Source organism: Aquamicrobium zhengzhouense, assembly GCF_016124105.1.
Lineage (GTDB): Bacteria > Pseudomonadota > Alphaproteobacteria > Rhizobiales > Rhizobiaceae > Aerobium > Aerobium zhengzhouense.
On record NZ_JADGMQ010000013.1, the window covers coordinates 1 to 18,483 of the forward strand.

Sequence of the window (18,483 nt, forward strand, 5' to 3'; positions counted from 1 at the left end):
GCTCCCCCACGGGCTTGGTGTCCCCAGGTGGCTGCGGCCTCGCATCCGCCACCGCACCAACAATGATAGCAGATGCGGCGGGATTTAACTTACAAGGTGTCGCGGAGCGACGGAGGGGGCTACCAGGCCCCCACGCTCCTAGTGGCGGAAGTGGCGGGTGCCCGTGAAGACCATGGCGATGCCGTGTTCGTCGGCAGCGGCGATGACGTCATCGTCGCGCATCGAGCCGCCCGGCTGGATGACGGCGGTTGCGCCAGCTTCAACGGCAGCCAGAAGACCATCCGCAAACGGGAAGAAGGCGTCGGAGGCGACGACCGAACCCTTCGCGAGCGATTCGCTCAGGCCGGCAGCCTCGGTCGCGTCGAGCGCCTTGCGGGCAGCAATGCGCGAGGAGTCGACGCGGCTCATCTGGCCTGCACCGATGCCGACGGTGGCAAGGTTCTTGGCATAGACGATGGCGTTCGACTTGACGTGCTTGGCAACCCGGAAGGCAAAGCGAAGGTCTGCCATTTCGGTTTCGGTCGGTGCGCGCTTGGTGACGACCTTGAGATCGAGATCATCGACAACCGCGTTGTCGCGCGACTGGACCAGCATGCCGCCGGCAACAGACTTCGCGATAAGGCCGGCCGCGCGCGGGTCTGGCAGACCGTCGGTAACGAGCAGGCGCAGGTTCTTCTTGGCTGCTACGATCTCGACAGCCTCTAGTGATGCTTCAGGCGCGATGATCACTTCCGTGAAGGTCTTGACGATCTCTTCGGCAGCTTCCGCGTCAAGCAGGCGGTTGAGCGCGACGATCCCGCCGAAGGCAGACGTCGGATCGCAGGCGAGCGCCGAGAGATACGCTTCCTTCAGCGTTGCCCCTTCAGCGACACCGCATGGATTGGCGTGCTTGATGATGGCTACGGCTGCCGTACGCTTGGGATCGAACTCGGCAACCAGCTCGAAGGCTGCATCGGTGTCGTTGACATTGTTGTAGGAGAGCTGCTTGCCCTGCAGCTGACGAGCTGTCGCAACGCCCGGGCGCTTGTCGCCATTGACGTAGAAGCCAGCCTGCTGGTGCGGGTTCTCGCCATAGCGCATGACGTTATCGAGCTTGCCACCAAAGGCCCGCCAGGTCGGCGCTTCGATGGCGAGCGCGTCGGCGAACCAGCCGGAGATGGCGGCATCATAGGCTGCGGTGCGCGAATAGGCCTTTGCCGCAAGTTCCTGGCGGAAACGGTATGGCGTTGCACCGTCATTTTCGCCAAGGGTCTCAAGCAGCCGCGTATAATCGGCGGGGTCGGTGGCGATGGCGACATAGGCATGGTTCTTGGCCGAAGCGCGCACCATGGCCGGGCCACCAATGTCGATATTCTCGACGACCGAAGCGTAGTCGCCGCCAGCGGCGCGGACCTCTTCGAATGGGTAGAGATTGATGACCGCGAGGTCGATCGCGCCGATATTGTGCGCTTCCATCGCTTCGCGGTGCTCGGCATCGTCACGGATGGCGAGGAGGCCGCCATGCACCGACGGATGCAGCGTCTTGACCCGGCCGTCCATGATTTCCGGGAAGCCGGTAATGTCGGAAACGTCCTTGACCGGGATGCCTGCCGCGGCAATCGCCTTCGACGTTCCGCCGGTCGAGACCAGTTCGACACCGCGCTCATGCAGCGCCTTGGCGAGGTCGATCAGACCCGTCTTGTCGGACACCGACAAAAGCGCGCGGCGCAGCGGGACAAGATCGGGAGCGGGAATTTTCTTCGAGACGACGGCCATGGCTGTGGCTCCGGCTGGTTGCAGGCAGAAGGGTTTGCGCGGGCCTACCACAGCCGGTTGAGTTTTTAAACGCCGTCGGCCCGCCAGGGGACGAGCCGCAACGGAAGCATCCTGTGCACCACGGCTGCTCGCGCAAGGTCAGAGGCGGCGCAGGCGCCAGTGGATTTCCGGATGATCCGAAGCTGCGTAGGTAAGAACGATCTGGTGGCTGCGGCGCGGGCCTCCCAGTCCGGCAAAAAACAGGGTTTCTTCCGCCTGTGGCGCAAGCTCCTCGCAGGAAAATTCCCAGCGCTCATCGTCTGCGCCCTGCAGCACCAGATGCCCTCGACCGTTTTCGAACAGCGCAACATCCGGATAGAGGTGGAAGCGCACACTTACCCGGTCGCGTCCGTTGGACCTGGCCACTTCGCCATCCTTACGCACCACCCGATCAATCCCCTCCAGAAGTTCCCCATTGGCTGAAAGCGCAAGTTCGCGTTCATGGTAGAGGCCGAACCGGGGCGCATAACCATCATGACGCGCGACAAAGCTTTGGATGCCTTCGGAATCCAGACGACGGCAGGGCACGTTTTTCGGCCCGTCGACCAGCGGCGCTCCCACAATGCGCGCAAGTTCCTTGCCAAGGATAAACCGCGCCGACGAGGTGTCATTCAGCGTTGCGGTTGAATGAGCAGCAGTCGAGCGGGCGAGTGGGCGGAAATCTTCGGCGCCGTAAGTATCGACACCGCAATTGACGATGAAGTGACTGCGGCCGGAAGAAAGTTCGAACGACAGGCAACCTGCCTGAGCGGTCTGTGAAAGCTCTGGCGGTGGGGCAACGCCCGTATCGGCAATGACGGTCGTGTTTCCCATCGCAAGCCGCTCATAGCCGGAATGCGGGGCGTGCAGCAGAGGCGCTCCTGCCGTGTCATCATGATGGAGAATGGACGCGATGCGATCATGGCTCGTTGCGCCCATCCCGTTGAAACGCGCCAGGGTACCGTCTCTGTGGCGGAAGAAGCGCAGAGCGGGCAGCATGCGCTCGACAGCTCCGATCAAGGCATCCGGCGGTGCTTCTGCCTGATTGAAATAGGTCTGGCGAAGTGGCAGCAGATCCGCCAGCAATTCCAAGATGGCCTCAGGATTGCGCGACACATGGCCACCATCAGGCAGGATTTGCGCGTCGAGCTCCAGTGCAAGCTGCTTCGATGCAGCCCGCATTGCCGAGGGCGGCGTCGGTAAAGAAAGGGCGGCAAACGCCAGCGCAATGCGCGCCCTCAGCTTCTCCTCGCCCGGCGACATCTCCTGCACCATCGCCCGCAAGTAGCGCATCTGGATCGCCAGGGATTTCAGGAAGAGGCGATAGAACTGATAATCCGCGCCCTGGAGTACCACGGCGGAGTGCTGCAGCCAGGCAATGATGCGGCGCGCGGTGATCGCAGGGTTCCAGGCGAGGCCGTCAATCTTGCGCCCGTTGATGGAAATCCAGTCGCGTACAAGGGCACGTGCATTTGCGGCCGCAAGCTCGGTCTCTGCCGCGCGCATGTGACGGAGCCACCGAAAACCATGCAGCGCAGAAAGCCAGGCGCTGTCAGTCACCCTCATCGAAAATGGCGATTGGCCATGTGTGTCGACCAGCCTGCCGGCAAACGGGAAGCGGCCATGGTAGATCTCCATGGCGATCTGGGCATCGGCGAGCCGCAGATCTGGCGGTGCGATAAGGACGCGCTCGGGGGTGCGCCCGGTGAAGCGCCAGCGGTACACCGGTCCCACGCGCAGACGACCACGCAGTCTTCGCCATAGAGTCGAGGCCAGGAATCCCCAGATCTGCGGGGAACTGCCCCTGATGAGCGTCAAGGTGGACATCCTCCGAATCGCCGCGCTCCGCCAAGGATCGACGAGCACAGCTTAGATGAGCGATTGGTCCCTGCGAAGGCGAAAATGCCGTGCTTCGGCCTATCTCAGCCGCATCCGGGCAGCGTAAAAGCCATCGAGACCGGATCGCGCAGGGGCCCCGAGATCGAGGCCTGCCGGAGTGGTACGAAGCGCGCCGTCCGGCGTCAAGAATGACGCTACGAAACTCAGCTCATCCACGCTGACCGGGTCGTTCTCCACCTGGGGATTGGCGGCAAGAAACGCCTGGTAGAGCGTCTCGCCCTCCAAAGGATCAAGCGAACAGTTGGAAAAAACGATTCGCCCGCCGGGTTTGACCAGCGTCACCGCCTTTTCCAGCATGCGGGCCTGCAGCGTCGCCAGCTTTTCGATATCCTCCACCCCCTTCGCCCAAAGGACATCGGGGTGACGTCTGACAGTGCCCGTCGAAGAACACGGCGCATCCAGCAGCACCGCATCGAACTTTTCCGTCGGCTCGTAAGCAAAGAGATCCGTGACGATCACCTCCGCCTCGAGCTTGAGGCGTTCCAGGTTGGCCTTGAGACGCTTGGCGCGGTTGGGTGACAGCTCAAGCGCAGTCACCTGCGCGCCCGCTGCCGCAAGCTGAGCAGTCTTCCCGCCGGGAGCCGCACACAGGTCCGCTACGCGCAAGCCCGAAATATCGCCGAGCAACTGGGCAGGTATTGAGGCCGCAGCATCCTGAACCCACCATTCCCCGTCTGAAAAGCCGGGAAGCTGGGTGACCGGCCCCTCCAGAGCCTCAAGACGGACGCCCCCGGTTGGCAAGGCAATTCCGCCGAGCCGCTCTGCCCATCCTTCCGCGTCGGATTTCACCGTCAGGTCGATAGGCGCCTCGGTTCGATACGCGTCCGCAATCGCGCGGGCGGCTTCATCTCCATAGGCGGCAACGAGGCGCTCGTAAAACCAGGCTGGCGTATCGATGGTCTGGGCCAAAGCTGCGGGCAGAGCCCGCTCCTTGCGACGCGCAATCTCGCGCAGCACACCGTTGACGAGCGCCGCAAATCGCGCCGTCCTTGGATCCGCTTTCGCATGTGTCACCGCAAGATCGACAGCCGCAGAATCCGGAACATCGAGAAACAGCATCTGTGCTGCCGCCACATGCAATATGTGCGACAACGATCGGGCATTTGTCGGCAAAGGCCGCTCAAGACGCGCCGAGATGAGCGCTTCGATCGTGTTTCGATAGCGCAGCGCTGTCGTCAGGATCGCCCGCACAAGTGCACGATCGCGCATGTCAAGCGCGAGGAATTGCGGGTGGCCATGATCATGGTCCGTCAGGCCATCCAGAGAGGTCTTTGCGTCGACGACCGCAGCAAGAAGACGGGCAGCAGCACGCCGGGCGGCAAGGCCCGGCGCATCGGCTGCAGGTTTTTGCAGGGACTTCTTCGCGCCGCCGCGCGCGCGGCGAACGCCGTCATTCATTGTCATTATCTCCGGGGACCCGTGGGATTACGTCCCCATGGATTGGTCTGAGGTTGGCTTGGCCGGGGCTGAGGCTGCTCCGGACGGGGAGCAGTTCCCCATGGTCCGGTTTGCGGCGATCTTGGCGGGGCACTTGGTGCGGGACGAGGATCTACCGGGCGCGCAGGCGCGCCGCCACCCCCACCGAACTCCTGCGCCATCCTTTGCAGTGCTGCGATGCGGTTCGCCGTATCCGGATGGGTGGAAAACAGATTGTCCATCTTCTCGCCCGAGAGCGGGTTGATGATGAACATGTGCGCGGTGGCAGGGCTGCGCTCTGCATTATCATTGCGGATCGCCTGCGCGCCGCGTGCAATCTTGTCGAGGGCTGAGGCAAGCCACATCGGCTGACCGCAAATCTCGGCGCCACGACGATCAGCGGCATATTCGCGGGTACGGCTGATTGCCATCTGCACGATCATCGCCGCGAGCGGTGCAACGATGATCGCAACTAGCACGCCGATGGCGCCAAGCGGATTGTTGTTTTCACGGTTCGAGCCCCCCATGAAGAAGGCGAAATTGCCGAGCATGGAAATCGCGCCAGCAATTGACGCCGTAATCGTCATGGTGAGCGTGTCGCGGTTCTGCACATGGGCCAGTTCATGCGCCATCACACCGGCGACTTCTTCGCGCGACAGGCGCTGCAGCAGCCCGGTCGTCGCCGCAACCGCCGCGTTTTGCGGGTTGCGACCTGTGGCGAACGCGTTGGGCTGTGGGTTGTCGATGAGATAGACCCGCGGCATCGGCAGGTTGGCACGCTCTGCCAGCGCCTTGACGATCCCGTAATATTCGGGTGCGTTGCGCTCGTCGACCTCGACCGCGTTGTGCATGCGCAGGACCATCTTGTCAGAGTTCCAGTAGCTGAAGAGGTTCATGCCCGCTGCGATCAGGAATGCGATCATCATGCCGCCCTCGCCACCAATCAGGTAGCCAACGCCCATGAACAGAGCGGTCATCAGGGCCAACAGCATTGCCGTACGGATGACGTTCATCCAGACAGTCTCCGAAAATCTAGCACTCTAAGCGGTCGCCGGGGTCGATCCCGTCACGCTGACTGCCTATATGATGGGAGGATCACACGACAAGTTCAATGTTTGGCCATGCAGACTGAAGAAGAAAACCAGCCCCCTGTTCCCGCGCGGGAACTCCCACCAGCTGCCTTGCGAGCGCTTGCAGAAGCAGAAGAGCGACGCAGGCTTGCCAGGGACCAGGAAGCCAATCTCCCGAAAGAACTGGGCGGACGTGGCGGCAAGGATCCGGCGCGTTTCGGCGACTGGGAGATCAAGGGCGTCGCTTGCGACTTCTGACCCCTCAATGACTGAGAAGAAGAGAGTATTGATTGCCTCTGTTCTTTCCGCATCTTCACAATCCTTAAACCAGTTCTGGCAATCGGACTCCCCCATTAACAGTTGCTTCATCAGCTGCTCGGCACATTTGCTGCGCGGCGGGTAGTATTTCTACGCGCCAGCCGAATGACGTACAGCTTCGTCATTCTCGCTGGAGGCACACATGCTGGGACTAGCGCGAGTTTTTTCTGCTGCGTCGAGACTATGGCGCGACAGGCGTGGGAATTTTGCAATGATGACGGGCATCGTGATGCCCGTTCTGCTGGTTGGCACCGGTTTCGGCGTCAATATTGGTCAGGTAACGCTGACGCGGGCCAATCTCCTCGCGGCACTCGATGCCGCCGTCACTTCCACAGCAAGAGATCTGACAACAGGGGCCATTCAGGAAAAGGATGCGCGCCCCCTCGTCGAGGCGTTTTTGATCGCCAACGGCCTGCGGGCTTATGCCGAGGATGGAAGGCTAAAACTGGACTCCCTCACGATAGACCGCCAGGCGAGAACCGTTAGCGCTCAGGCGAGCGTCCTTCTCGACGTTGCGTTTCCCTTCTTCGCCAGTCAGAATCAGCAACTGATCACGACCAGGTCTGCCGCCCTTTACTCCGACAAGAGAGTAGAGGTCGCCATGATGCTCGACGTCACGGGCTCGATGAGTGGTAGCAAGATACGCGACCTGAAAGCAGCGGCCACCAACGCGATCGACGCGTTGATCGGCGCTCAGAACCCGCAAAACCCACGGGTTCGCATCGCGCTTATTCCCTACTCCGACGGCGTCAATGTTGGCAGCGCCCTCGCAAATGAGACCGTCTTCGTAGAGCGTGAGGGACGATGGGATCTGCCCCCGCCAATCGGCGCATCCCAGGCACAAATCACCGCCAATACGGGGGCACGAACCAACAATTGCGCAACCGAGCGGAGGACTGAGAACCTTGGCGTCGACTACTCTGATGACGGACCCGATGCCAGGCGCACCTGGTACTATGACAAATCGAAGAAATACTATGCCAAGGTCAATCGCGATGATCGCCTGAAAACCTGCGTCCGGGCGGTGCTTCGCCCGCTGACCGCGGATGCCGCACTTTTGAAACAGCAGATACAGGGCTTCTCCATCGACGGGTATACCGGTGGCGCGATCGGGATCCAATGGACCTACTACATGTTGTCGCCGAACTGGCGTGCCGCGATCAGGCGTGCAGATCTCGGTGACGGACCCGAAGATCACGATCCGCGCGAAGTCGCCAAGATCGCCATTCTCATGACCGATGGTGATTTCAACACCGCACATGCCGACGCGGTCGGCGATGTGCAAAACCAGAAATCCAAGTCGCGTGCCAACGCCGAAGCTCTCTGCAGACGCATGAAAGATGACGGGATCGAGATCTTCACCATCGGTTTTGGCTTGGGGAACAATCAGAACGCGCGGCGGATCATGCAGAACTGCGCCAGCAGCGACACAAACGCGCTCAAGCATTATTTCGAAACGTCCACAGGCTCGGAACTGAACGAAGCCTTCATGACCATCGCGCGCAATATTGAGGCGCTGGCACTGACGCAATAAGGCCTGCCCTCCGGAAATGGAAAGGGGCCGGTACAGCTACCGGCCCCTCGCGTTTTCTTCCGTGGTGCGGCCCGTGGGATGGAGACCCATCAAACCGCGCTTCACGCGCCTGTCAGGAAGACTGCTTCCCGAAAGGACGATCCGCCGGGGCCACGCTACGGTTGAAACCACTCGACATTGGATCACCTCCTTTCAGCTCGTTGAACATGCGGTAATTGTGGGGTCGCAAATCTGTCCTTACAAGGGCAATGCATTGAAGTATTTTTCAATGATCTGCTAAGCTCCTCCTCGGGAGCTTGGCGATGACTGTGAAGAGACGGAAATACCTTGAGGCGACGCTTGCGTCCTGGGTAGCGATACTCTCTCCATCCTACGCAGCGGCGCCGATATCCTTTGCCAATGATGAGATTTCATTGCCCAGGCTCGCAGCTGCAAGGTCGTACGCAGCTGCGAGGAAGCGGTCATATTGTGGCGCAGCGGCTACCGCCGAGCCGACGGCGACAATGACGGCATCCCCTGCGAAAACGTCTGTCGCAGCAAACGCGAAGTGGACGAAATCCGCAGGAGGATCGGATGCTGACGGAAAAGCGCCCTGCTTAAAGCCGCCCTTGCCAGCACCGGTCCATCGTCAGGCTAGATCAAAGGTAGCGACCGCCACGCTGGAGGACTTCGATCTCGTAGCCATCGGGATCAGCGATGAAGAAGAACCGAGCGATAACCTCACCCGCGGGCGCGAAATCGACCAGCTTTCGCGGCTCCAATCCTTCCGCGGTCATACGGGCATGCTCAGCGTTCACATCGTCGACCGACACAGCAAGGTGGCCATAGCCATCTCCGCGATCATACGGTTCTTCACGGCCCTTGTTGATCGTCAGTTCAAGCTCGAAACCGGTTTCCTTGTTGGACAGATAGACGAGCGTGAACTTCTCGAAATCAAGGCGCTCGGCAATCTCGAGGCCGAAGGCCTTGTTGTAGAACTCTACCGAACGCTGCTCATCGAGCACGCGGATCATCGAGTGGATCATCTTGGCCATGAAAAACTCCTGTCTTGAGATCGAAACGAAAACGGCGACCTCTCGGCCGCCGCTTCGATAACGGGTTCAGCGGTATCAGCCCGCGACCGCTGGCCGCCAGTCGTCTGGCGCCCTCGCGGAGGGCCAGCCGCCTAAGCGGCGTACGGCCCGCGAGCGGGTTTTAAGCCGCGCTCGCCTTCTGCTTTTCGAAGCGCTTGCGATCATTCGGATCGAGGTGCAGCTTGCGCAGGCGGATCGACTTTGGCGTCACTTCCACCAGCTCGTCGTCCTGGATCCAGGAGAGCGCCCGCTCCAGCGTCATGCGGATCGGTGGCGTCAGCTTCACCGCCTCGTCCTTGCCAGAAGCACGGATGTTGGTCAGCTTCTTGCCCTTCAGGACGTTCACCTCGAGATCATTGTCGCGAGAGTGAATGCCAATGATCATGCCCTGATAGACCTTGACGCCTGGCTCGATAACCATCGGCCCACGATCTTCAAGGTTGAACAGCGCATAGGCGACGGCCTCGCCCTGATCATTGGAGATCAGAACGCCATTCGTGCGGCCTGGCAGTTCGCCCTTGTACGGCTCATAGGCATGGAACAGCCGGTTCATCACCGCCGTGCCGCGCGTGTCGGTCAAAAGCTCCGACTGGTAGCCGATGAGGCCGCGGGTCGGCGCGTGGAAGACCAGGCGCTGACGATTGCCGCCTGACGGGCGCAATTCGATCATGTCAGCTTTGCGCTCGCTCAGCTTCTGAACGACGATACCGGCGTGCTCTTCATCAACGTCGATCACGACCTCTTCGACCGGCTCGAGCGTCTCGCCGTTCTCGCCCTTCTGCATCACGACGCGCGGACGCGACACGGCAAGCTCAAAGCCTTCGCGGCGCATCGTCTCGATCAGAACCGAGAGCTGCAATTCACCACGACCCGACACGTAGAACGAGTCCTTGTCCGGCGATTCCTCGATCTGCAGCGCGACGCTGCCTTCGGCTTCCTTCAGAAGACGATCGCGGATCACGCGGCTGGTAACCTTGTCGCCTTCAGTACCTGCCAGCGGCGAGTCGTTGACGATGAACGACATCGTGACCGTTGGTGGATCGATCGGCTGCGCCTGCATCGGCACATTGATAGAAGGGTCACAGAAGGTATCGGCGACAGTGCCTTTCGAAAGGCCGGCAATCGCGACGATATCACCAGCCTGCGCTTCTTCGATCGGCTGGCGCTCGATACCGCGGAATGCAAGGATCTTGGAAATGCGACCGTTCTCCAGAACCGTGCCGTCGTGGTGGAGAACTTTCACAGCCTGGTTCGGCTTCACTGAACCGGACTCGATACGCCCGGTGATGATGCGACCCAGAAACGGGTTGGCTTCGAGGATCGTTCCAATCATCCGGAACGGTCCCTCGTGGACCGTAGGCTCCGGAACATGGTTCAGAACCACCTCGAACAACGGCGCAAGGCCTTCGTCCTTTGGACCTTCGGGCGATGCAGCCATCCAGCCATCTCGGCCTGAACCGTAAAGGATCGGGAAGTCGAGCTGTTCGTCGGTGGCATCCAACGCTGCGAACAGGTCAAACACTTCGTTGATGACCTCGACGTGGCGTGCGTCCGGGCGGTCGATCTTGTTGATCGCCACGATCGGCTTGAGGCCGACTTTCAGCGCCTTGCCGACAACGAACTTGGTCTGAGGCATCGGGCCTTCAGCTGCGTCCACCAGCACGATGACGCCGTCAACCATGTTGAGGATACGCTCGACTTCACCGCCGAAGTCGGCGTGGCCAGGCGTGTCAACGATGTTGATGCGGGTGCCTTTCCACTCCACCGAAGTGGCCTTGGCAAGAATGGTAATTCCGCGTTCTTTTTCGATGTCGCCTGAATCCATAACGCGTTCGGCAACACGCTGGTTTTCACGGACGGTACCGGAGTGTTTCAGGAGCGCGTCGACAAGTGTGGTCTTTCCATGGTCGACATGCGCGATGATCGCGATGTTTCGAAGCTTCATATATCCTCGGAGGCATTGGTCGGCGCGATGGGGCACGCCAGCGTGTTCGATGCGTGCTCTTAGCGTTTTTCTCGCAATTGCGAAAGGGGGCGATATAGGTGGCCGAAAACGTCTTTGCCAGATTAACGGTCTGTCTTTTCGATCGAGGCTGTCACAATTGCGCGAGCGTATTACAATGGCGTGATGATCTACACTACAAATAGACGGTATCCCGCCCACGGATTCCGCCGCAAGACAGGAGACCATGATGCGGAAACTTCAATCCCAGGGCGTTCATCACATCACGTTGATGGGGGCCGACAGGCAGACATCGATCGATTTTTGGGAAGGCGTGCTGGGCATGCCCTTCGTCTTCGAACAGCCCAATCTCGATAATCCAGATGAAAGCCATCTTTATTTCGATCCAGGCGATGGACGCCTGATCACCATTTTCACCAATGAGAGCCGTGCGGCAGAACGTATGCGCGGCACGACGCCGACCGGTGGGGTGCATCACATCGCGTTTTCCGTCTCGCGCGTTACCTTCCTGCAGGCGGTCGAACGTCTGGACGAACGACGGATTGTCCATAGCGGCGTCAAGGATCGGGGGTTCATGGACTCGATCTATTTCAAGGATCCGCTCGGCCTGCTTATTGAACTGGCCTCATACAGGTTCGAGCCACCGCATGGCCTCACCCATGCCGACGTTCTGATGGAAGCGCATAAGCTTCGCGTCGCAGCTGACGATTACAACATTGCCGAAAAGCATCTCAGTGACGCCATCGAGAACCTCGTCACCCGCAACAGGCCGTCCCTGTCAAAGGATCGTTCACCACGCGACCCCTATCGACGGGGATAAATCGAACGCGGCGCAAGACGTTAAGCCTCTTGAAACTTTTTTAACGGTTGCAGGTTAGGTTTCCCGGAGGATCACGGGAAACTCACAATGCATAGCTGGCTCGTTAAGATCGCCGCGGTCACCACCATTCCCGCCCTCATCGGGATCGGCGCAGCTTTTTCTGCGCCAACTTTCAAGGAAGACACGCTGGTTTCACTCGACAGCTTCAAGCCCGGCGATCATGGCGTCGATTACACGATGATCACCGGCCCGCGCATGCAAGGCCAGGGCCTACCGGTTTGCGCGGACGCATCCCGCAGGGGCTCCCTGCGCCCCTGCCTCTAATTCCAGCAATCTTTGCGCGTCCTCAGACGAGGCCGCGTTTTTCCATCATGGCTTCCGGCGTTGGCATACGACCGCGGAACGCCGTGTAGAGAGCCTCCGGGTCCTTTGAACCACCGGCGGCGTAGATGTATGTCTTCAGCTTGTCCGCTACGTCCGCATTGAACGGATCGCCGGTTTCCTCAAACGCTGCGAAAGCGTCGGCATCAAGAACTTCCGACCACATGTAGGAATAATAGCCCGCCGAATAGCCGTCGCCTGAGAAGACGTGCAGGAAATGCGGCGTGCGGTGGCGCATCACGATCTCGGCAGGCATTTCGAGCTCCCGCAGCACCTTTTCTTCAAAGGCGAGCGGATCGACCGGTGCCTCCGGCTGGCTGTGATATTCCATGTCGACCAGCGCCGAGGAAGTAAACTCCACCGTCGCAAATCCGGCATTGAAAGTCTGCGCGGCGAGCATCTTGTCCAGCAGAGCCTTTGGCATCGGCTCGCCGCTTTCGTAATGGCGCGCGTGCTTTTCCAAAATCTGCGGCACCGTCAGCCAGTGCTCGTAAAGCTGCGATGGCAGTTCGACAAAGTCGCGTGACACCGCAGTGCCGGCAACGGAGGGCCAGGTCACTTCGGTCAGCATACCGTGCAAGGCGTGGCCGAATTCATGAAACAGCGTACGCGCATCATCCATCGACAAAAGCGCGGGCTCGCCCTTAGGCGGCTTCGCGAAGTTCATCACATTGTAGATGATAGGCGAGGCGCCCTCGCCCAGCGAATAACCGCTTTCAAGCGAACTCATCCACGCGCCGGAGCGCTTGGAAGGACGGTTGAAATAGTCGGCAAGGAATGTTGCCCGGTGGGTTCCGTCCGCGTTCTTGACCTCAAAGACGCGAACATCTTCATGCCAGGTCGCAACGCCGGTCTTTTCTTCAAAGCTGATGCCGAACAGGCGAGTTGCTACGTCGAAACAGGCATCGATGATGCGATCGAGCTGAAGATACGGCTTAAGCTCCGCTTCGTCGAAGTCGTATTTCTGAGCCCGCAGCTTTTCCTGCCAGTAGCGCCAGTCAGCAGCGGTGAGCTTCTCGTTGCTGCCGGCCTCTGCAGCCATCTTCTGCAACTCGTCACGGTCCGCCAGTGCCTTGGTCCGCGCCTTGTTCCAGACAGGCTGGAGAAGCTTCATCACCGCATCCGGCGTTTTTGCCATCGTGTCATCGAGCTTGAACGCAGCAAAGCTCTCATAGCCGAGAAGCTTTGCCTTTTCTGCGCGAAGGGCCAGCGTCTCGCGAACGATCTCACCATTGTCGGTATCGCCGCCGTTTTCTCCACGCTTGGTGAAGGCTTCAAACGCCTTGGCGCGCAGATCTGCGCGGGCAGAGAACGTGAGGAACGGTTCGATGATCGAGCGGGAGAGCGTGACTGCATAGCGCCCGTCCTGCCCGCGGGACGTTGCGGCCTCGGCCATCGCCGAATCGAGGAATGGCGGGAGCCCTGCCAGATCGTCACCGCCGTCGAGAAACAACGCCCACCCTGCTTCGTCCGCGAGAACGTTCTGCCCGAACTGCGCACCAAGCGAAGCGAGGCGCTCATTGATCGCGGCAAGTCGCTGCTTCTCCTCGGCACCGAGCTTTGCCCCCGCCTTGACGAAGCGCTTCCACGTCTTTTCGAGAACCCGATCCGTCTCGCTGTCGAGATCGAGACTTTCACGCCGCGCGTAAAGATCGTCGATGCGGGCAAACAGCGCTTCATTCATGAAGAGCGCCGAGAAATGCCGCGACATCTTCGGTGCGATGTCCCGCTCCAGCTTCTGGATGTCCGGATTGGTGTGCGCCCCGGCACGCAGCCAGAAGATCGCCGACACCTTGCCGAATGCATCGCCAGCCAGTTCCAGAGCAGCCAGCGTGTTCTCGATGCTCGGCTGATCCGGATTTCCGGCTATCGCTGCAATCTCCGCCTCGTGCGCCGCGAAAGCCGCCGCAAAGACAGCGGCGAACTGGTCGTCGGAAATCTGGTCGAAGGCGGGCAGGCCAAGCGGCCCTGTCCAATAGGTCAGGGGATGATCGGCAAGATCGAGCATGAATGTCTCCGGAAAATTACAGCAGGCAGGTTGAACCTGATGTAGGCGCGGACGCTCGCCCGCGCAACGCTCCAGAGAGATGCGTCAGTCGAACTCGGGTCGCTCGAAATCGCCGGTAGCGGGGTTCATAGCCCACAATTCGCCGGTCGAAATGTCAAACCAGGCCCCGTGCAGCGTCAGACGTCCCTTGCCTTCGAGGATCGAGACGCAGGGGAAGCTGCGCAGATTGGCGATCGAGTAGCGGATAGAAATACGCTCGAGAGCTGTCTGACGCTCAGTCACCGTCATCATCGTGTTCGTGGCAACGGCCTCTGCCGCCGGAGCGACAAGCCCCATCCACTTTCCGATGAAATCGCCGGGAGACAGGGGAGCGGAAGCTGGATCAAGGGCGGTCTTGATGCCGCCGCACCGTCCGTGCCCGAGAACCACAATGTGCTTCACCTTCAGGCTTTGAACGGCAAATTCGAGAGCCGCCGAGGTCGAATGGTGCTTTCCGTCCGGCTCATAGGGCGGAACGAGATTTGCGACATTGCGAACGACAAACAATTCGCCAGGGCCGCAATCGAAGATGGTTTCCGGTGCCGCGCGAGAATCGCAGCAGGCAATGACCATTGTTTCCGGCGTTTGTCCGTCTTTCGCGAGAGTGCGATAGCGGTTGCTTTCGGAGGCATACCGACCCTGCATGAACTCGCGATAGCCGGTGAGGAGTCTTGGGGGGAGGGCGTCCATGTGCTGCCGATAAACCTAAAAATTCCTCGGCGCAATAATTCGGTTGCGCAAGGAGAAGGATTTTAACGTCAGGTTGCCGCTCTTGTCTTCCTGGCAACCCGTTCATCAAGCCAGCTGATCAGGCTGAAGCACCGCCGCGCGGCTCAACGATGCGCCGTGTCTGCACCATCGCCATCGGATGGACGAGGCTTTGCGCATCGGTTGCCAGCATCAGATCGACCGAGCCGCGTTTGACTGCCCTTGCGACCACCTCGAACACCGCCGCTGTCGCTGATCGCAGCGCCTTTTCAGGCGAAAGCCCTTCAATCAGGCGCGCAATAAAAATGGCAGCGAAGAGATCACCGGTCCCGTTCGGGGCATTCTCGATGACCCGGTGCTCCGCCAGAACCGCGTCCAGCCGGGTCACAAGCAGATTGCCGATCGAGCCAGCCAGCATTGCGTGGGCGGACGTCACCAGCATTGTCGATGGCCCGAGTTTGCGCGCGGCCCGAATGATCGAGGAATTGTCGTCCAGCCTCTCGCCCACGATCCACTCGAGTTCGGATCGATTGGGCGTGGCGATATCGGCGAGCGGCAGCAATTCCTGACGGATCGCCTCCGCCACCGCCTGCGGCACGTAGAGACCGTCCTCATCGGCGCAAACAGGGTCGCACAGAAAGATTGCCTTCCGGTTGCGGGCCTTCAGCTGCTTTACCAGCCCGGCAACCGCCTTGGCCTGACGCGGATCGCCAAAATACCCGCTGATGATTGCACAAGCTTCCCCAAGCCGCGGCGAGGCGGCAAGATCCTCTATCAAAGCCGAGAACTGACCATCCTCGGGAACAATACGCGTCGAGCGCCCCTGCCCCGGATGCCAGGCAAGCAAAATGGTTGGCACGGCCCATACGGGAAATCCAAGCTGCTCCAGTGCGAAGACAACGCTCCGGTTTCCGACTGACCCACGCACAACGTGGCTCGATATGACGATAATTGGCGAATGGCGTTCGGAATGTGCGTTGTTCATCGCTTCAGCCGGCATAAATTGCGAAATCGATCAACCACCAGATCAGATAGATGAGCAATATCACTCCCGCCCAGCGGCCGATACGGGTGCCCCACAATTCGGCCCAGTCGCTCTGGTCGGCATCATCCCCTGCCATGTGATGGCGCGCGCGCCCCAGCATGGTCGGCTCGCTCTCCAGATCAACGCGATTGATGATGCGCCGCGCTTCGTCTCTGGCCTCGTCGTCCCGGTTCATTTCGACCTTCCCAACAAGACTTCAGATTAGTCGTCAGCGGACCACGGGCACAAGCGATGATTGCCTTGTCACCGTTTGACGCTAAATTCTCCCAACCTCAATGACGCCGGACGGTCCGCAATGTCGCGCAATCTCCTCCCCGCACTCTTTCTCACCCTCTTGCTGCCGCTGCTCACCGCTTGCGGGTTCAATACGATCCCGACCGAAGAAGAACGCGCCAAGGCGGCATGGTCAGAGGTTCTGAATCAATATCAGAGGCGGGCAGACCTCATCCCGAACCTCGTCGAGACGGTAAAGGGATATGCAGCCCACGAACGTGAAGTGCTGGAATCCGTCGTTGAGGCGCGCGCCAAGGCAACTCAGGTTCAGCTATCGCCCGAGATGCTGCAGGATCCCGCCGCTTTCCAGGCGTTTCAGGAAAACCAGTCCGCACTGACCAGCGCGCTGTCCCGCCTTCTGGCGGTCGTCGAAAACTATCCTGACCTGAAGGCGAACCAGAACTTCCTCGCCCTGCAATCGCAGCTCGAAGGAACCGAAAATCGCATCGCGGTGGCAAGGCGTGACTATATCGAGGCGGTGCGCGTCTATAACACCTCGCTTCGCACCCTCCCGACGATGCTCTGGGCAAAGTTCTGGTTTACCGACGCCGTACCGTTTCCAAATTTCACCGTCTCTGACGACACGATGCAGGTGCCGCAGATCAATTTCGGCACCAACTAGCGAGCGAACCCTCCGGCGATGCGGTTCAAACATTCCTCAAGCGGCACCTTGCGCGCCATGCTGCTTGCGCTGGCGTTCGTCATCGCGATCCCGGTCTTCGCCCAGCCATTGCTCAGCGGCCGCGTCGTTGACGATGCTGGCATCCTCGATGCGGCGACAGAAGCCAGCATTACCGAGAAGCTCGCCGCATTCGAGCAAAAAGCCTCAGACCAGATCGTTGTAGCGACGGTACGAAATCTTGGCGGCGAGGCGATCGAGCCTTTCGCCAATCGCCTGTTCCGCTCCTGGGAGCTCGGGCAGGCGGGAGAAAACAACGGCGTTCTTCTCCTTGTCGCCTACGATGATCGCAAGATGCGCATCGAGGTGGGATATGGTCTCGAAGGCACGCTCACGGATGTTTACTCCAGGCTGATCATCGAGAATTCGCTCGTACCTGCCTTTCGCGCGGGAGATTATTCCGCTGGCATATCGCGCGCCGTTGATGACATCATCCTGGTGCTCGAGGGCGATGGCGCCGAGCTTCAGGCGCGCGCCGAACGCAACCGGAAGAGCGAGGTCGACGTCGATCAATGGATCGCAATCATCTTCCTCGTGATCTGGGCCTCGATCTTCTTCGGCTCGATCCTGACCAGCCTCCTTGCGCCGATCTTCGGGCGCAAGATCGGCCCGCGCCGCTACCGGTGGCTTGGAATGGACATCGATCTCAACCGCAAGAAGCGGCACAGTGGCTCATCAGGTTGGGTCATGACATCCGGAGGCGGGTCGAGTGGCGGCTGGTCATCCGGCGGTGGCGGCTTTTCCGGAGGCGGGGGATCTTCGGGTGGCGGCGGCGCTTCGGGAAGTTGGTAGGTTCTCAAGAATGATCAGTCCCTCGCTCACCGACGAAGAACACCAGAGACTGGCCGATCAGATCCGCCGTGCGGAAATGTCGACGCGTGGTGAAATCTATTGCGTGATTGCGCGAAGCAGCGACACTTATTTCTTCCCGGCGGCGTTCACGCTTACCCTCGGAATGCTGCTGGCAAGCCTCGTCGTCACCTTCTGGCTCGACCGCAGCTGGCTGGCCATATCGCATCTGTCATTCGTCCTCATCCAGATCGCGGCAATCGCTGCCGCGCTGCTGCTGGCTCATTTCGTCCCTGCCCTGCGCATTCGCATGGTGCCGCGTCGCCTTGCCTATCGGCGCGCACACGACAATGCCCTCAAGCAATTCCTCGCCCATAATGTGCACACCACCGAGCGGCGCACTGGTATCCTGATCTTTGTTTCGCTCGCGGAGCGCTATGCCGCGGTAATTGCTGATTCGGGAATCAACGCGATTGTCGAGCAGGAGCAATGGAACGAGATCGTCGCCAGACTGACAAAGGCGGCGAAGGCGGGACATTTAGTCGACGGTCTTGCGGAGGCAGTCGATCGCGCGGGCGGGCTTTTGACCGCGCATTTCCCCGGCGGTTCCAACAATCCAAACGAGTTAGACGATCACGTCGTCGAAATCTGAGCCACCTTGGCGTCACGAAGAAAATTTTCGTGACGGCGTCGCA

The 18,483-nt window shown here is 60.2% G+C and carries 18 protein-coding genes; 8 read left to right on the plus strand and 10 right to left on the minus strand.

Annotated features, from left to right (window positions below; genetic code table 11):
* Positions 1-138: 138 nt before the first annotated feature.
* The 4 genes from purH to htpX all read right to left on the minus strand — a co-directional run bounded on the left by purH (position 139) and on the right by htpX (position 6,101).
* Complete coding sequence (gene purH, locus IOD40_RS15430; RefSeq protein WP_198477591.1) at positions 139-1,755, minus strand: bifunctional phosphoribosylaminoimidazolecarboxamide formyltransferase/IMP cyclohydrolase; 1,617 nt, start codon at positions 1,753-1,755, stop codon at positions 139-141.
* 138 nt (positions 1,756-1,893) lie between these two features.
* Positions 1,894-3,591 (minus strand): heparinase II/III family protein, encoded by a 1,698-nt coding sequence (locus IOD40_RS15435; protein ID WP_233714019.1) that lies wholly within the window; start codon positions 3,589-3,591, stop codon positions 1,894-1,896.
* A gap of 99 nt (positions 3,592-3,690) precedes the next feature.
* Positions 3,691-5,076, minus strand: a complete 1,386-nt coding sequence (locus IOD40_RS15440; protein WP_407649212.1) for an RsmB/NOP family class I SAM-dependent RNA methyltransferase — start codon at positions 5,074-5,076, stop codon at positions 3,691-3,693.
* Complete coding sequence (gene htpX / locus IOD40_RS15445) at positions 5,076-6,101, minus strand: zinc metalloprotease HtpX (protein ID WP_198477593.1); 1,026 nt, start codon at positions 6,099-6,101, stop codon at positions 5,076-5,078. The genes IOD40_RS15440 and htpX overlap by 1 nt, the downstream gene beginning before the upstream one ends.
* 108 nt (positions 6,102-6,209) lie before the next feature.
* Here htpX and IOD40_RS15450 point away from each other — a divergent pair, with 108 nt between their 5' ends.
* The 3 genes from IOD40_RS15450 to IOD40_RS15460 all read left to right on the plus strand — a co-directional run bounded on the left by IOD40_RS15450 (position 6,210) and on the right by IOD40_RS15460 (position 8,590).
* Positions 6,210-6,416 carry a DUF1674 domain-containing protein gene (locus tag IOD40_RS15450; protein WP_198477594.1) on the plus strand — a complete coding sequence of 69 codons (207 nt, stop codon included), beginning with the start codon at positions 6,210-6,212 and terminating at the stop codon, positions 6,414-6,416.
* Between the two features lie 271 nt (positions 6,417-6,687).
* Positions 6,688-8,010, plus strand: a complete 1,323-nt coding sequence (locus IOD40_RS15455) for a VWA domain-containing protein (protein ID WP_233714020.1) — start codon at positions 6,688-6,690, stop codon at positions 8,008-8,010.
* 412 nt (positions 8,011-8,422) lie between these two features.
* On the plus strand, positions 8,423-8,590 hold the full coding sequence (locus IOD40_RS15460) for an excalibur calcium-binding domain-containing protein (RefSeq protein WP_198477719.1): 168 nt from the start codon (positions 8,423-8,425) through the stop codon (positions 8,588-8,590).
* Between the two features lie 58 nt (positions 8,591-8,648).
* On the opposite strand, the gene IOD40_RS15465 is transcribed toward IOD40_RS15460, so the two are convergent.
* Positions 8,649-9,044: a VOC family protein gene (locus IOD40_RS15465; RefSeq protein ID WP_198477596.1), complete on the minus strand. Its 396-nt coding sequence runs from the start codon at positions 9,042-9,044 to the stop codon at positions 8,649-8,651.
* Positions 9,045-9,204: 160 nt separating this feature from the next.
* A complete protein-coding gene (gene typA, locus IOD40_RS15470; RefSeq protein WP_198477597.1) occupies positions 9,205-11,028 on the minus strand; it encodes a translational GTPase TypA in 1,824 nt (607 codons plus the stop codon).
* A gap of 247 nt (positions 11,029-11,275) precedes the next feature.
* Between typA and IOD40_RS15475 the strand changes: the two genes are divergently transcribed.
* Together IOD40_RS15475 and IOD40_RS15480 are read left to right on the plus strand one after the other, a co-directional pair.
* A complete protein-coding gene (locus IOD40_RS15475; protein WP_198477720.1) occupies positions 11,276-11,866 on the plus strand; it encodes a VOC family protein in 591 nt (196 codons plus the stop codon).
* An 87-nt stretch (positions 11,867-11,953) separates the two neighbouring features.
* Positions 11,954-12,190 carry a hypothetical protein gene (locus tag IOD40_RS15480; RefSeq protein ID WP_198477598.1) on the plus strand — a complete coding sequence of 79 codons (237 nt, stop codon included), beginning with the start codon at positions 11,954-11,956 and terminating at the stop codon, positions 12,188-12,190.
* Between the two features lie 22 nt (positions 12,191-12,212).
* Here the strand turns inward: IOD40_RS15480 and IOD40_RS15485 are convergent, their stop codons facing one another.
* The 4 genes from IOD40_RS15485 to IOD40_RS15500 form a co-directional block, all read right to left on the minus strand.
* The gene (locus IOD40_RS15485) at positions 12,213-14,255 is read right to left on the minus strand and encodes a M3 family metallopeptidase (RefSeq protein WP_198477599.1); all 2,043 of its coding nucleotides are present in this window, start codon (positions 14,253-14,255) and stop codon (positions 12,213-12,215) included.
* An 84-nt stretch (positions 14,256-14,339) separates the two neighbouring features.
* Positions 14,340-14,984, minus strand: a complete 645-nt coding sequence (locus IOD40_RS15490) for a carbonic anhydrase (RefSeq protein WP_198477600.1) — start codon at positions 14,982-14,984, stop codon at positions 14,340-14,342.
* Positions 14,985-15,102: 118 nt separating this feature from the next.
* Complete coding sequence (pdxY, locus tag IOD40_RS15495) at positions 15,103-15,987, minus strand: pyridoxal kinase PdxY (protein WP_198477601.1); 885 nt, start codon at positions 15,985-15,987, stop codon at positions 15,103-15,105.
* A gap of 4 nt (positions 15,988-15,991) precedes the next feature.
* Complete coding sequence (locus IOD40_RS15500; protein WP_198477602.1) at positions 15,992-16,222, minus strand: hypothetical protein; 231 nt, start codon at positions 16,220-16,222, stop codon at positions 15,992-15,994.
* A gap of 120 nt (positions 16,223-16,342) precedes the next feature.
* On the opposite strand from IOD40_RS15500, the gene IOD40_RS15505 reads away from it, so the two are divergent.
* Genes IOD40_RS15505 through IOD40_RS15515 form a run of 3 tightly spaced genes read left to right on the plus strand, consistent with a single transcriptional unit; the run spans position 16,343 to position 18,440 of the window.
* Entirely contained in the window at positions 16,343-16,942 is a 600-nt protein-coding gene (locus tag IOD40_RS15505) for a LemA family protein (protein WP_198477603.1), read from the plus strand.
* An 18-nt stretch (positions 16,943-16,960) separates the two neighbouring features.
* Positions 16,961-17,791 carry a TPM domain-containing protein gene (locus IOD40_RS15510; protein ID WP_198477604.1) on the plus strand — a complete coding sequence of 277 codons (831 nt, stop codon included), beginning with the start codon at positions 16,961-16,963 and terminating at the stop codon, positions 17,789-17,791.
* Between the two features lie 10 nt (positions 17,792-17,801).
* Complete coding sequence (locus IOD40_RS15515; RefSeq protein WP_198477605.1) at positions 17,802-18,440, plus strand: TPM domain-containing protein; 639 nt, start codon at positions 17,802-17,804, stop codon at positions 18,438-18,440.
* Positions 18,441-18,483: the final 43 nt, after the last annotated feature.